The following is a 14420-nucleotide window of genomic DNA, read 5'->3' on the forward strand; positions in this document are numbered from 1 at the left end:
GGCGGCGGAGGCGGGCCCACGCGTCGGAGCGCGGCGACGCGGCCAAGCGGGTCAGCGCGCGGCGGAGGCGGGGCGGAGTTCGCCCCGGCGGACCTTGCCCGAGCGGGTGCGCGGCAGGCTCGGGACGACGTCGACCCCCCGCGGGACGAAGACCGGCGCGAGCCGCTCGGCGGCCAGCGCGATCAGCTCGCCGCCGATCCGCCGGTGCCGGCCGTCGGGCCCCTCGGAGCCCCCGGAGCCCCCGGCCGGGATCGCCCCGACCGCGTGCCCCGGCGCGCGGAGTTCCACCACGGCGTACGGCGCGAGGCCCCCGTCCGGGTCCGGGCAGGGGATCACCGCGGCGTCCGCCACGTCCGGATGGGTGCGCAGCACCGCCTCGATCTCCATCGGGGAGACGCGGTGGCCGTGGGACTTGAAGACCTCGTCCGTCCGGCCGAGCAGCCGGATGGAGCCGTCCGCGCACCGCTCGCCCCGGTCGCCCGTGCGGTACAGGCCGCCGGCGAAGGCCTCCGCCGTGCGGCCCGGCAGGCCGGCGTAGCCGAGCATCACACCGGGCGGCCGCTCCGTGAGGTCGACGCAGACCTCGCCCGCGTCGCCCGCCTCGCCTGTCTCGGGATCCCTCAGGACGATCCGGTAGCCGGGCAGCGGATGGCCGAGCGGGGCGATCGGCTCCGGGGTGCCGGGGGCACGGCCGATGAGGGCGGTGGCCTCGGTCTGCCCGTAGCCGTCGCGCACCCGGACGCCCCAGGCGGCCTCGACCTTTCGCACGGTCTCGGCGGTCAGCGGCTCGCCGGCCGCCGTGGCCTCGCGCAGCCGCGGAGCGCCCGCGCCGCCGGTGACGTACGGCAGCAGGGACCGCCAGGCGCTGGGCGGCGCGCAGAGGCTGGTCACGGCGTGGTCGGCGAGGGCCCGGGGCAGGACCTCGGGCGGGAGCCCGCCGTCGGGGGGCGCGAGGACCGTGGCCTCCGCCGCCCACGGCACGAAGAAGCTGGACCAGGAGTGCTTGGCCCAGCCGGGCGCGGAGAGGTTGAGGTGGCGGTCCCCGGGCCGCAGCCCGCTCCAGTACAGGCTGGAGAGGTGGCCCACGCCGTATCCGGCGTGACTGTGCTCCACGAGCTTGGGCAGCGACGTCGTCCCGGAGGTGAAGTAGCAGAAGGACGGGTCGGCGGTTCGGGTGGGCCGGTCCGGCACGTGGGCGCGGCGGCCGGGGCCTCGGGTGTCGGGGTACGGGACCCAGCCGGCCCGGTCCGCGCACGGCGCCATGCGGAGGCCGGGCACCGGCAGCCCCTCGACGAGCGGCACGAGTCCGGGCGCGCAGATCACGTGCCGGATGCCGCCCCGGGTGATCCGGTCGGCGGCCTCGTCGCGGGTCAGGTCCTGGTAGCCGGGCACGACGACGGCGCCGGACTTCACGCAGCCGAGCAGCGTCTCCCAGAGTTCGGCGCGGGTGCCGAGGAGGATCAGGACGCGCTCGCCCCGCGCGACGCCGCACTCCCCCAGCGTCACGGCCAACTCGTCCGAACGCGCGGCGAGTTCGGCGAAGGTGAGACGGTCGACGACGGGGACGGAGCCGTCCGGGCCGGGCCGGCCGAGGATCTCCAGGGCAGGCCGGTCATTGCCCTCGGCGATGACGTCGAACCAGTCGAGCGCCCAGTTGAAGTCGCCGGCGCGCGGCCACCGGAAGGCGGCACAGGCCGCCTCCCGGTCCCCGCGCAGCCGCAGGAGGAGGTCCCGGGCGGCCCGGTACTCCTCGTGCGCGGACGAGCGGGGCGTGCGGGCGTCCGTCACCGCGCCGCACCCCCGAGCAGGACGCCGCCGGGGCGCGGGAGGTCGGCGGTGGGACCGCCGGCCGTCCCCGGACGGCGGCGGTGCCGGCCAGGTCCCCCGCCGGTCCGGACGGATCCGCCCGGGTCCGCCGCCCCCCGCAGCAGCGCCGTCGCGATCGCGTCCGCGTCCCGGGTGAAGGACCCCCACGGGCCGGGACGGCCGCTGCCGACCTGGGTGAACCAGCGGGTGTGCTCGCTGGGGATGCCGAGGACGTGGGTGGTGGTGTCCACCGAGCCGTCGGCCCGCACCGGGTGGAACGGGGCGTCGGTGCAGTCGAGCCCGCCGGTGGCGAACTCCCCCGCTCCTTCCGCGTGGTTGGTGAAGGTGCGGATCTCCCCGTCGACCATCAGGCCGCGGATCAGCGGGTCCAGGTCCGTCGCCAGGTCGGTGCCGGGGACCCGGGCGTCGACGATCACGTCCAACGGCACCCAGGAGTTCTCGACCTGGGCGGACTCGACCGAGAACCGGCCCTCGACGGGGTCGGCCGCGAAGCGCGCCCCGGGGCCGACGGGTTCGAGGACGCCGGCGGCCAGCAGGGCGAGGAACTGCTCCGAGCGGACCTGGGGCGGTCCGGTCGAGACCATCGCGGCGACCGGGCCGAACTCGGCGAGGAAGCGGCGGTGCGACTCCGGCGTGAGGCCGCCGAAGTCGACGACCGAACGGATCGTCTGCCGGACGTCCCGCAGGACGTCGGCCGCCGCCTTGAGGGGGCCGTCGGCGTTCCCCTGCCGCGCCTCGGCCAGGTCGCTGCGCAGCCAGTCGGTGAGCACCTTGTGGAACTCGGCCGGGGAGCCGAAGTGCCGGCCGCCGAACGGGCGGGCCAGCGCGTCCAGGCCGGTGAGCGGCCGCGGGTCGACGCGGTGCGCGGCGGCCAGTCCCTGGAGGAGCCGGAGGTCGGGCCGGTCCGCGAGGGCCTCGGCGCCGCGCTCGGTGAACTCGGCGGCCGCGTCGACGCCGTGGGCGCGGCGGATCCGGGTGGCGAGGAGGACGAGGTTGACCTCGGCCAGCAGCCAGGGCAGGACGGACCGCTCGAAGTCGAGCGGCGCCGCCGCCGACCGCAGGGCGGCCATCCGCTCGGGGGTGAACAGCCGTGCCCGGTAGCGGTGTTCGGGCCCCTTCTGGTTGGCGCCCCGGGTGAGCAGCGGCACTCCCCCGCGGGAGCCCGCCAGGATGCGGGGCTCCTTGCCGCTGGGCAGGTAGAGGAGTCCCTCGCCGCCTTCGGTGAAGACGCCGCCCCGGCCGAGGGTGAGCTCGGTGAGGATGTCGTAGAAGGTGAGTCCCATGCCGACGATGCCGACGCTCGCTCCCGCCGGGATCTCGGCGAGCGGCATCTCGCTCGCCGAGCCGCCGGCGATGTGCCGGACGGGACGGGCGGGCGTGCTGTGCTCGCGGGCGAACCGCTGCCAGGCGCGCTGGTCCGCGTCGGGTTCGTTCACGGGGTGGCCGGTGGCGAGGACCACCCGGTCGACGGTGAGGACGTCCCCGCGGTCGAGCCGCAGCCGGTGGGCTCCGGGGCCGCCGTCCGCGCCCGTGCGGTCGGCGCAGATCACCCGGGCCGCGACCCGGTGGACGGTGAGCGAGGGCGGCAGGGTCTCCTCGATCCGCCGCATGACGTGGGTCAGGTAGCGGCCGTACACGGCGCGCGGCGCGTACCCCTCGGGTGCGGCGTCCGCCGGGTCGTCCTGCACCCACCACTCGCCCAGGGTGGGGCCGGCGCCGGGCCGGTGCGGCCCGTCGTCGGCGGGCCCGGAGAACATGGTGACCTCCTGGGCGGGGGTGTTCATCAGGAACCACGGCGACTGGTCCGTACGCCAGATCCGACCGGCCCCCGCCTCGTACGGATCCACGGCGTACACCTCCACCGGCCGTCCGGGCGCCTCCTCGGCGCAGCGGGCGGCGAGCCGCTCCAGGACGGAGAGCCCGCGCGGTCCCATGCCGACGAAGGCGATCCGCAGGGGGTCCGCGGGTGCCACCGGGGCGCCGCGGCGTCCGGGGTCCGGCGCGGAGGCGCGGCCCGGGGCCTGCGCCGGCGCGGTCCGCTCGTGTCCCGGCGCCGGGTCGGCGGCCCGGTCCCGGGCCCGGCCGTGTCCCTCGGCCGGCCCCCGGCCCGGGAGCCCGCTCCCGGGCGCGGCGGAGGCCGCCTGTGCCCGGCCGGCGTCCGTCCCGGCCGCGCGGTCGTGCTCGCGGGCGACCCGGTCGAGCATGCCGGAGAGCTGTCGCGAAGTCATCGGAGTGGTCCTCCTGCTGGTGGTGAGCAGCGGAAGCGCGCCCAGGTCGGTCCACTGCAGGCGCCCGTCCGGTGCGACGGTGGAACGGACGGCGCCCCGGTTGTCCGGGTGGAGGCAGAACGGCACGTCGAGCAGGCCCCGGTCGAAGGCCTTGAGCAGGGCGGCGCCGATGTCGTCGGAGAGGCCGAGGACGACCGTGACCAGGGCACGGGCCTCGGCGAGCACCTCTTCGGCGTCCGCGTCGGCCGATCCTCCATGGCCGCGCGCTCCGGGCCCCGGGGTGCCGGCGGCTCCGGCGGCACGGGGGGCGCGGGCGGCCGCGTCGGCGGCGATCCGCAGCGCGGTCAGGTTCTCGGCGACGGTCGGGATGCGGTGCGCCTCGGTCTCGGTCTTCACGATCAGGCGCTGCGCGCCGCCCCGGACGGCCAGTTCGGCGCTGCGGCGCAGCAGCAGCCGGGCGCCGGGCACGGTCCTGGGATAGACCCCCATGTAGGTGTAGAGCACGAGGTGGCGGTCCACGGCAGGCGGCAGGAACTCGTCGGCGAGCAGCCGGAGCGCGGTGAGGGCGCCGGCGTCCTGGGCGGGGTGGGTCTGCTGGGCGTAGCTGAGGGAGACGCTGGTCGCCCCGTGGGCCGCGAAGAAGAGGCATTCGAGGACGGAGACGGCGACGAGGAGCGAGGGCGGGCAGAGCTGGCCGAGCAGGCAGCCGCCGAAGGACTCCAGGTGGGCGCGGCGGCCGTGCGCGCGGCTCTCCTCGGTCAGGAAGGCGACGGAGTCGCGCCAGGCGGCGACGGATTCGGCGAGCGGGGTGCGGCCGTAGGGAAGGCAGTACGAGACGGGGCCGCCCTCGGAGGCGGCGAGTCCGGCGGCGGTCATCGTGCGGAAGATCGCCATCGGGTCGGCCGAGCCGTGCCGGACCTGGACGGGTGTGGTGTGGCCGGCCGCCGCGGCGACCCGTGCGGTGGTGGCGGGGCCGTGGCTGACGAGCGGGAAGCCGTTGAGGGGCAGGCCGCCGCGCAGGGCGGCGGTGGCGGCGGCGTGGTCGCCGACGCGGGTGTAGCTGTCGATGGTGAGGGTGGCGACGGTGCGCTGGGGCAAGGCGGCGACGGCGGCGACTCCGGCGGCCATCTCGCGGGGCCCGACCATGCCCATCCGGGGCTGGACGACCAGTTCGCCGGCCTCGGCCGCGGCGCGGACGTGGGCGCCGAGGTCACCGGCGGCGTACGGGGGCGGGGCGGACGTCGTCAAGCCGCGGCCCGCCCGGTACACGCGCCGCCGAGTCCGGCGAGCCGGCGCAGCAGCGCCGTGGGCGGGGTGCCGTCCGCGTACACCTCGTCGTATCCGGCGTCGAGGAGTTCGGCGGTGCGGGTGGCGGCGCCCTCGGGCGAGATGCCGAGCAGTCCGCCGATGACCATGGGGACGGTCCGGGTCGCGCGGTCGGCGCGCAGGGCGCGGGCGGCGCGCAGCCCGTCCTGGTGGCCGTGGCCGTTGACGGAGGAGAGCACGACGAGGTCGGGGTTGGTCATCCGGGCGGTGTCGACGAGCAGCTGCTCGGGGACGCAGGGGCCCAGGTTGAGCACCGAGTGCCCGTGCTCCTCCAGGAAGAGCTGGAGGTGAACCAGGTTCCAGGTGTGCGCGTCGGAGGAACCGGTGGTGAGCAGGACCCGGCGGGAGGGCTCGGGACTGCGCAGGGACTGGGGCCGTGCGGGCGGTGTCATGGCGTCTCTCCGGAAGGCGTGCGGACGGGCGGGCGTTCGGGACGGGCGCGGGTACGGAGCGAGGCCGCCGGGCCTGTGGGGCCCGGTGGCCTCGGGGTGTGCGGACGGGTCAGGGGGCCGGGACGCCGGCTCCGACGCCGGTGGTGATCTCGCCGTCCTCCGGGGTGCGCGGGGCGGCGGGGCGGGCGCGGACGGCGAGGACGGTGCAGCCGGTGGCGCTGGACATCTGGTGGCGGGTGCCGGGCTCCTCGACGACGAGGTCGCCGCGGTGGAAGCGGCGTCCGTCGCTGTGGTCGAGGGTGCCGTCGAGGACGAGCATCAGCTCGTGGCCCAGGTGTTCGTGGAAGTCGCCGTGGGCGCCGGGCGGGAAGCGGAGCAGCAGGGAGGCGGAGTCCTCGTCCTCGGCGGGGTCGGGGCCCCAGAGGACGACGTACTCGACGCCGACGCGGCCGGGTTCGGCCCAGGGGACCCAGGGCAGGTCGGTCTGGTCGAAGCCGTTGCGGAACACGTCGCGGAAGACGGTGACGTCAGGCACGGGCGGTGACCTCCGGGGTCCGCTGGGCGACGACGGACGGGATGCCGCCGGGGCCCCAGGGCTGGGGGCCGTTGACGATGGGGGCGCCGATGAGCGAGCCGAACTCGCGCCAGGCGCCGTCGTAGTTGCGGATGTCGGGCAGGCCGAGGAGCTCGCTGAGCACGAACCAGCTGTGCGCCGAGCGCCAGCCGACGCGGCAGTACACGACGGTCGGGGCGTCGGTGCGGACGCCGGCGTAGGCGCGGGCCAGTTCCTCCTGGTCGCGGAAGGTGCCGTCGGGGCGGACGGCGGTGTGCCAGGGGATGTGGTCGGCGGAGAGGGCGTGGCCGCACCGCACGCCGAGGTCCTCGGGGACGCCGGGCGGGGTGTTGCTGTGGCCGAGGTACTCCTCCAGGGAGCGCACGTCGAGCAGCTGGTGGCGGCCGATGTGGTCGAGCATGTCCTCGCGGCGGGCCCGGACGGACTCGTCGACGGAGGGGACGGGGTAGGTGACGGGCGGCCGCTCCGGGGCGTCCCGGGTGAGGGGAGCGCCGAGCGCCTCCCAGCGGAGCCGGCCGCCGTCGAGGAGCCGCAGCCGCCGGTGGCCGTAGAGGGCGAACTGCCAGTATCCGGCGGCGGCCCACCAGTTGTTGTTGCCGCTGAGGAAGACGACGGTGTGGTCGGCGGATATGCCGTGCCGGCCGAGGAGTGCGGCGAAGGCCTCGGGGCCGATGACGTCCCGGCGCACCGGGTCCTGGAGGTCGCCGGTCCAGTCCAGGCGGACGGAGCCGGGGACGCGGTCCTGGGTGCTGCCGCCTTCGGTGATCTCGACGAGGACGGTGTTCGCGTCGAGGGCCGCGGGGTTCCGCAGCCCTTCCATGACCTGCTCGCAGCTGACGAGCAGTCTGTCTCGTTGCATGGGCGCTCCGTTGAGGGTCGAACCGCACGGGTGTGGGTGCGGAGGACGGGGGTCACCGCCGGGGCGGGCGGTTCACCACCAGTACGTCGGGTACTTGCCGATCGCGCCGAGGCGGGAGGCGACGACGCCCACGACGACGAGGAGGGCGCTGCCGACGGCGAGCAGGACGAGGAAGCGCAGGGGCGCCGGGTCCTGGAGGACGGCGAGGACGGCGGTGGCGGCGGCGGGGGCGTGGACGGCCCGCAGCAGCAGCATGAGTCCGACGCTGAGGCCGGCGGCGACGGCGGCCACCCAGAGGGAGTGGCCGAAGGCGGCGACGGCGAGCAGGCCGAGGACGCCGGAGCCGACCTGGCCGAGCATGACGCCCCGGGGCTGGGCCGGGGGCAGGGCGGGGGTGCTGCAGACGATCATCGCGGTGGCGGCGAGCGGCGCGATCATCAGCAGGTGACCGGTGGCCTCGCCGAGGGCGACGAGGATCAGCAGCGACACGACGGTGGCGGCGGTGCCGAGGACGGCGGGCCGGGCGCCGGGGAAGGGCGGGGCGCCGCCCGCCCAGCGGCTGCGGGCGGGCGGGGCCGCCGCGCCCACGGGGGTCTGGGTCTGGTTGCTCACGGGTGTTCTCTCCTTGGCGGGGGCGGGCGGGGTTCCGCCGGGGGCCGGCCGAGGGCTCGGCCGGCCGGGGCGGGTCAGCGGTGGGTGCCGCCGAAGTAGCGCATGGCCTGCCGGTGCACGACCTTGCCGATGCGGTGGCCCATCTCGATGCCGGGCTCGTTGTCGAAGCTCCAGTGCATCCCGCCGTACACGCGGGAGATGCCGGCCTGGTGGGCGGCGTCGCTGAAGGTGGGCCAGTGCAGGACGACGTCGGTGCGCGGGGTGAGGCCGGGCTCGACGGTGGAGGCGCCCGCCTTGAAGCGGTAGGAGTCGCCGAAGGAGTCCGAGCCGGTGAAGCGGCGCAGGAACTCGGCCGCCGCGCCCGAGAAGGTGCTGTGGCCCGAGACGGTCGCCGGGAACGGCGGGACCGCCACGTACGCCTGCCAGTCGACGCCGTCCATGGTGACGGTGCCGAGGCCGGGGCCGCCCCACGCCTGGATCCGCTGTCCGCGCCGGTCGTAGGGGATGAGGGTCGAGGGGCGCGCGAAGTCGTAGTCGGCCTTGACCGCCCAGGAGCCGATGGCGGCGTCGCACTCGGCCATGTTGAGGCCGAAGAAGAGCTGGGCGTCCTCGTCGACGCCGTGGCCGTCGCGGGCGGAGACGTACCGGCCCCACATCTGCTGGGCGCCGGGCGGGGTGACGTCGTCGTTGAGCCAGAACTCCGCGATGGCCTTCTGCTCGTCCGTCAGGTGGGCGCTGATGTCGAGGAGTTCCTCGATGGCGGCGGTCATCCGGACGGAGGGGTACGCGGGCGGGGCGGGGACCGTGAACTGGTCGGGGCGGCTCAGCGCGAAGGGCTGCATCACCGCGAACTGCGGGGTGAGGTAGCGCTGCGTCTTGCCGTTGACGACGAGCGGCGTCCAGTGGGCCGGGTCCGTGATCGTCGACGGGTCGAAGGCGCCCGCGGTCTGGGGGGCGTTGCGCGGCTGGTAGCCGGTGGTGTCGGAGTACGCGGGGGTGCCGAGCTGGTTGGCGCCGTCGGCGTGGCGGTACTCCAGGACGGCCTGCGCGGTGCGCCGGCCGATCCAGGCGGGGCTGTACGGGCGGGGGTCGGTGAGCTCCGGGTCGTGGCCGAGGCTGCGCAGCATCGAGTCGATCGGGACCTTGTACTCGGGGTACAGGTCGAGCAGCGCGAGGTGCGCGGCGTAGCTGATGGCCTCGTTCTTGTTGTCGAGCGTGCGCTCGGCGCGGGGCCGGCGCAGGGAGCCGCCGAAGCGGGTGCCGACGGCACAGCGGTCGTAACAGGCCCAGGCGTCGTAGACGGCGTTGTGGAGGACCGCGAGGGCGCGGGCGTTCACGGTGGCGGGCCCGAAGCGGTTGCCGGCGGCCTGGTAGCGGCCGAGGATCGCGTCCATCGCCGCCTGGTTCCAGCGGATGACGACGCTGGGGTCCGCCACGGCGCCGGGCCGGCGGCGGCCGGTGCGGGTCTCCGCCTCGAAGCTGGTGGGAACGCCCCAGGCCGAGGTGCCGGGCAGGGCCAGGATCCCGGCCGCGGCGGCCGTCGTGGTGAGCACCCGGCGCCGGGTGGGGGCCGTGCGGGCGGTGCCGGTCGTGGTGGAGGCGGGGACGGCGGGTCGGTGGGACATCCGTGGATTCCTTCGCGGGGCCGGGAGCGGACGGACTCGGTCCGGGTCTGCGGATCAAACACAAACTCGAACAGTCCTCAGGCTGGCGAGATCTGATCGCTTCCGGCAACGCCCGATCGACTTCTTCCATCGCAGGCATGCAAGGAAGCGATGGGCGTCGCGGGGGTGCCCGGAACGCGGTTAGCGTGAGGACGGCCGTCCGACCCTCCCGCTCGATTTCGGCGCGATCCGAGCGGTCCACCGCCCGCCACCGGTCCGCATCGGGATCCCGGTGCGTCCTCTCCGGCTCCGGACCCCCGCCGATCCCCGCCGATCCCCGGTCCCGCCCGTTCCGCCAGGCTCCCGTGACGACTCGTGTTGGAGATGCCCACGCATGACCGTTTCCTCCCAGGCGATGGCCCCCGCCACGACCTCCGCCCCCGGCCCGCTGCCCGGCACCGCGTCCCCCTCCGCCCCGCCGGCGCCCGCCCCCCTCTTCGACCGGCTCGCCCCCCGGCTCCACCGGTACGGCCTGGGCATGCTGCGGGCCGCGCTCGGCGGGGTGTTCGTGTGGTTCGGCGTCCTCAAGGTCATCGGCCTGAGTCCGGCGGCCGAACTCGTCGTCGCCGTCCTGCCGTTCCGGGCCGGCGACTGGTTCGTGCCCGCGCTCGGCTGGGGCGAGGTGGCCCTCGGCCTCTGGCTGGTGTCCGGGCGCGCCCGTGCCGTGGCACTGCCGGTGCTCGCCGCCCACCTCTGCGGCACGTTCGCGGTGCTCGTCCTCACCCCGCAGGCGGCGTTCGCGCACTCCAACCCGCTGCTGCTGACGCTGGTCGGCGAGTTCGTCGTCAAGAACGTCGTGCTGCTCGCGGGAGCGGTGGTGGTCACCACCCACCCGCGCCACCGGGACGCCGCGCCCGGGCGAGCGCTCTGACGTCGGCTCGATCGCCGAAAACGTCCAGGGCCGGCCCACGGAACCTCGTACAATACCAAGCAGTCGGTTTGGAGTTGTCGAGCGGTGGGCCGCGACGGGAATCAGGGCCGTGCCGCCGGGACACGGTGTCACGGGAGCCATGGTTGACCAGACAGGTACGGGCCACGCGGACCCGCGACGCGCTCATCAGGTCGGCGGCCGCCGAGTTCGACCGGCGGGGCTACGAGTCGGCCACCCTGTCGGCGATCAGCTCCGGCGCGGGCGTCAGCCCCGGAGCCCTCCACTTCCACTTCGAGAACAAGGCCGCGGTCGCCGTCGCCGTCGAGGGCGAGGCGGCCGCCACGCTGCGCCGGACGGCACGGCTCGAGTACCGCCGCCCCTCGGACGCCCTGCAGAACCTCGCCGACACCGTCCACGCCCTGGCCCGGCTGCTCCGCGAGGACGTCGTCGTCCGGGCGGGGTTCCGCCTCAGCTGCGCGGACGACGGCCGCACGGAGCTCAACCTCCGTCAGGAGTGGCAGGGTTGTGTCCAGCAGCGGCTCGCCGAAGCCGCCGACGAGGGCCTGCTCGCCACCGACCACGGCCGTCTCCAGGACCTCGCCCGCACGGTCGTCGCCGCCACCGTCGGGCTGGAGACCCTCGGCCGCGACAACGCCGAGTGGCTCTCCCCCCGGACGGTGACCGGCCTCTGGCAGACCCTGCTGCCCCTCCTGGCCGCGCCCGGCGCCCTCCCGGCCCGGGAGGTGACCGACGGCGAGGCCGCGGGCCTGGAGGTCACAGGCCGGGAGGTCACCGCCGCTGAGGTCCCCGGTCTGGAGGCCACCGGCCGGGAGCCGGCCGGTACCACGGCCCCGGTGGGCTGAGCGTCCCGCCGTCCGGCTCCGCGCGGGGCGCGGGGCCGGGTCCGGTCACGCCCCGGCCAGGAGCCCCCGATACCAGGGCAGGTCCGCGGCGATGCCCTCGGTGAACGCCGGCCCCGGATCGCACCCCAGGTCGCCCCAGGGGCGGTCGTCCTCGAACCAGTGATCGGGGGCGAGCATGGCGAGGTGGTGCAGCGCGAAAGGCAGGTCCGCGAGGAGCTCGCGCGCCTCGGCGACGTCCACCGCGGCGCCCCGGCCGTCGCCCGGCCGCCCGGTGACGAGCGCCTCGCAGGGCGCGAGCAGCTCCGCCACCGGGACCGGCACCGGGTGGTTGACGTAGTACGGACCCGGCCGCGTCCGGTCCGAGAGCGCCGCCCCGACCAGGGCCCCGGCCAGCGCGTCGACGCCGATCACGGAGTGCAGCGAGGCGCCCGCGTCGAGCGGGCCGGGCAGCGCCGCGAGCAGCCGGACCAGACCGGGCACCAGCTGCCGGTCGCCCGTGCCGTACACGAAGTGCGGCCGCAGCACGGTCCCGCCGGCGTCCAGGACGTGCCGCTCCCCCGCCGCCCGGGTGCGGCTCGTCGCCGAGCCCGGGGCGAGCGGGAGGGTGCCGGGGGCGGCGGCGCGGAAGGGTCCGCGTCCGTGCACGGAGGCGGTGCTGAGGGCGACGATCCGGGTCACCCCGGCCCCCTGGGCGGCCTCGACGAGGGCGCGCGCGCCCTCGTCGTTGACCGCGCGGGCGGTCTCCTCGTCCACGCCGATCGCCGAGGCGCAGTGGATCACCACGTCGACGCCCTCGCAGGCGCGGCGGAGCGAGGCGTGGTCGCGGAGGTCGCCGACGACGGTCTCGGAAGCAGGTCGGCGGTCCGGGTTCCGCTCCTCGGGACCCGGCCGGTCCGTCGTGGCCGCCGCCCGGGGCGGGACCGGCCGGCGGGCGAGAAGTCCGACGTGGTCGACGTCCGCGCGTGCCGCGGCCGTCGCCGCCACGCGGCCGCCGATGAATCCGGTGGACCCGGTGATCAGGATGCGAGGCACGGAGGTTCCCGTCCGGTTCAGCCCGCGCGCCGGCCGTCGAGGCCGCCGGCGGCCACCGCCAGGGAGCGGGAGGGGGAGGTGAGGGTCGAGACGAAGACGGACCGGCCGTCCTGCCTGCCCTCGATCCGGACGGTGTCGACCGAGGGGTCGGAGGTGGGCACGGCCTCGGCCTCGATCCAGCAGGGGCTGTCGAGTTCGGCGTAGCGGGAGAAGGAGACGTCCATGCCCGTGGGCAGGTAGCCCTCGGCGCCGGTCGTCAGCGCGGCCGCCTGCCGGGCGGCCTCCAGGAGCATCATCCCCGGCACGTGGTCGTTCGGGCGCCGGAAGAGGGTGGAGTGGCCGGTGTTGACGCGCAGCCGCCACTGGCCCGGTCGGGTGCCCGGCGCCAGGACGACGTCCCGGGAGTGCGCGCGGCCGACCAGGTGCGGGGCCACGCCGGGTATGAGGGGGACGGGCGCGCCGAGGGCGGCCATCCGCTCGCCGCGGATCCGGCGGTACGCCTCCAGGGAGGTGGAGCGCGCCAGGGCGCCGCCGGTGCCCAGGTGCCGGCCGTCGCGGGTGAGGACCACGGTGGTGCGCAGGTTCCCGAGCCGGCCGCCGCGGTTCCCGAGTTCGGCGCAGACGACGTCGAGCGTGACGTCGGAGGAGAGGCCGTCGACGACGAGCGCCTCGGTGGCGGCCGTGTAGTGCAGGCCCCACATGACGAACTGGTCCTCCACGGGTACCCCCAGCTCGGCGTGAGCCACCAGCATGGTGGCCTGACGTATCGTCTCGGCCACCAGCAGGGGGTCGTGACGGTCCCCCGCAGGCAGAGAGAAGAAGGGATGTGCCGCAGGCCAGTGAGCCGAGACGGAGAACCGCTCGGGCCCCAGCTGTGTCCAGCCCGTGGGGATGATGTCGGCGGGGTCGGCTCGGTGGACGAACTCCCCGGGGACGCGCGCCGTCGCTCTGCGACCGTCCTGGCCCATGGATACCCCTTGCGTCCCCGCGCCCCCGGGCGGAATGTCCGCCCTGCCTAGAATACGTACAGCCCGGTTTTCTTTTCAATGCTTCACGTCACACGTTGAGCACAGACAGCAGGAGGCGCCTTGGCGCAGCAAGCGCGTGCGATCAGGACCCGGCGGGCGATCCTGGAGGCGGCCGCGACCGTGTTCGCGGAGCGCGGCTACGAGCGGACGACCATCGGGGAGATCCTGGTCCGCGCGGGGGTCACCAAGGGGGCACTGTACTTCCACTTCGCCTCCAAGGAGGAGGTGGCCCTCGGGGTGCTCGACGCCCAGATGCTCGACGTCCCGCTGCCGCCTCGGGCGATCAAGATCCAGGAGCTGGCGGACCAGTGCTTCCTGCTCACCCACCGCCTGCAGCACGACGCGCTCGTGCGGGCCAGCGTGGGCCTGGCCCTGGACACCGGCGCCACGGGGGTCGACCGGGTCGGCGCCTTCACGGCGTGGATCGACGAGGTCTCGGAGATCCTGACGGCCTCGCACGCGCGCGGGGAGCTCCTGCTCCATGTGAAGGTGGCGGACACGGCCAGCCTCTTCTGCGGCGCCTTCTCCGGCGTCCAGGCGATGTCCCAGATCCTGTGCGACCGCGAGGACCTGGCGCACCGGGTCTCGGTGCTCCTCCAGCACTTCATGCCGAGCATCTGCACGCCGGCGCTGCTGACCGGCCTCGACCTGACCGAGGGACGCGTCGCGCTGCTGGCCGCCGAGTACGACGAGCAGCTGCTCCGCCGGGACCAGGGCGGGCACGCGGACACCCATGACTGAGAGAACCGACCGGACGGTTTGAAGCGCCCCGACGCAGATCGCGTCGGGGCGCTCTGGCGTCATGGCACTGAGTGTGTTTTGCTGAGGGTACTCAGTGCCACAAGCGTCTAGGGGAGCTCCACATCATGGGCAAGGACTTCGACCTGTATCGGCCCTCCGAGGAGCACGACATGCTCCGGGAGTCGGTCCGCGCTCTCGCGGAGGCGAAGATCGTTCCGTTCGCCGCGGCGGTGGACGAGGAGGGGCGTTTCCCGCAGGAGGCCCTGGACGCGCTGGTCGCCAACGACCTGCACGCCGTGCACGTGCCCGAGACCTACGGCGGCGCGGGCGCGGACGCGCTGGCCACGGTCATCGTGATCGAGGAGGTCGCCCGCGCCTGCGGTTCCTCCTCGCTGATCCCGGC

General features: G+C 75.5%; 13 protein-coding genes. 4 read left to right on the top strand and 9 right to left on the bottom strand.

The window, feature by feature from the left end; genetic code table 11:
* Positions 1–51: 51 nt before the first annotated feature.
* The 7 genes from ACZ60W_RS14900 to ACZ60W_RS14930 form a co-directional block, all read right to left on the bottom strand.
* Positions 52–1788, bottom strand: coding sequence for an acyl-CoA synthetase (locus tag ACZ60W_RS14900; protein WP_469755715.1), 1737 nt, complete (start codon positions 1786–1788; stop codon positions 52–54).
* Positions 1785–5303: an FAD/NAD(P)-binding protein gene (locus ACZ60W_RS14905; RefSeq protein ID WP_469755716.1), complete on the bottom strand. Its 3519-nt coding sequence runs from the start codon at positions 5301–5303 to the stop codon at positions 1785–1787. Before ACZ60W_RS14905 ends, ACZ60W_RS14900 begins: the two co-directional genes overlap by 4 nt.
* Entirely contained in the window at positions 5300–5773 is a 474-nt protein-coding gene (locus ACZ60W_RS14910) for a cobalamin B12-binding domain-containing protein (protein ID WP_469755717.1), read from the bottom strand. Before ACZ60W_RS14910 ends, ACZ60W_RS14905 begins: the two co-directional genes overlap by 4 nt.
* A 109-nt stretch (positions 5774–5882) precedes the next feature.
* Positions 5883–6308 carry a cupin domain-containing protein gene (locus ACZ60W_RS14915; RefSeq protein WP_469755718.1) on the bottom strand — a complete coding sequence of 142 codons (426 nt, stop codon included), beginning with the start codon at positions 6306–6308 and terminating at the stop codon, positions 5883–5885.
* A complete protein-coding gene (locus tag ACZ60W_RS14920) occupies positions 6301–7206 on the bottom strand; it encodes a sulfurtransferase (RefSeq protein WP_469755719.1) in 906 nt (301 codons plus the stop codon). Before ACZ60W_RS14920 ends, ACZ60W_RS14915 begins: the two co-directional genes overlap by 8 nt.
* A 72-nt stretch (positions 7207–7278) precedes the next feature.
* A complete protein-coding gene (locus ACZ60W_RS14925) occupies positions 7279–7818 on the bottom strand; it encodes an HPP family protein (protein ID WP_469755720.1) in 540 nt (179 codons plus the stop codon).
* A 74-nt stretch (positions 7819–7892) separates the two neighbouring features.
* Positions 7893–9443 (bottom strand): vanadium-dependent haloperoxidase, encoded by a 1551-nt coding sequence (locus ACZ60W_RS14930; RefSeq protein WP_469755721.1) that lies wholly within the window; start codon positions 9441–9443, stop codon positions 7893–7895.
* A 373-nt stretch (positions 9444–9816) separates the two neighbouring features.
* Here ACZ60W_RS14930 and ACZ60W_RS14935 point away from each other — a divergent pair, with 373 nt between their 5' ends.
* Both ACZ60W_RS14935 and ACZ60W_RS14940 read left to right on the top strand, forming a co-directional pair.
* Complete coding sequence (locus tag ACZ60W_RS14935) at positions 9817–10353, top strand: hypothetical protein (RefSeq protein WP_469755722.1); 537 nt, start codon at positions 9817–9819, stop codon at positions 10351–10353.
* A gap of 143 nt (positions 10354–10496) precedes the next feature.
* The gene (locus tag ACZ60W_RS14940) at positions 10497–11216 is read left to right on the top strand and encodes a ScbR family autoregulator-binding transcription factor (RefSeq protein WP_469755723.1); all 720 of its coding nucleotides are present in this window, start codon (positions 10497–10499) and stop codon (positions 11214–11216) included.
* A gap of 45 nt (positions 11217–11261) precedes the next feature.
* On the opposite strand, the gene ACZ60W_RS14945 is transcribed toward ACZ60W_RS14940, so the two are convergent.
* Together ACZ60W_RS14945 and ACZ60W_RS14950 are read right to left on the bottom strand one after the other, a co-directional pair.
* Entirely contained in the window at positions 11262–12248 is a 987-nt protein-coding gene (locus ACZ60W_RS14945; protein WP_469755724.1) for an NAD-dependent epimerase/dehydratase family protein, read from the bottom strand.
* 17 nt (positions 12249–12265) lie between these two features.
* Entirely contained in the window at positions 12266–13216 is a 951-nt protein-coding gene (locus ACZ60W_RS14950) for a ScbA/BarX family gamma-butyrolactone biosynthesis protein (protein ID WP_469755725.1), read from the bottom strand.
* A gap of 120 nt (positions 13217–13336) precedes the next feature.
* Between ACZ60W_RS14950 and ACZ60W_RS14955 the strand changes: the two genes are divergently transcribed.
* Positions 13337–14017, top strand: coding sequence for a ScbR family autoregulator-binding transcription factor (locus ACZ60W_RS14955; protein WP_469755726.1), 681 nt, complete (start codon positions 13337–13339; stop codon positions 14015–14017).
* Positions 14018–14142: 125 nt separating this feature from the next.
* Positions 14143–14420, top strand: a 278-nt coding sequence (locus tag ACZ60W_RS14960) for an acyl-CoA dehydrogenase family protein (RefSeq protein ID WP_469755727.1), incomplete at its 3' end; no start/stop codon positions are given.

The organism is Streptomyces sp. NPDC104202 (genome assembly GCF_055584185.1).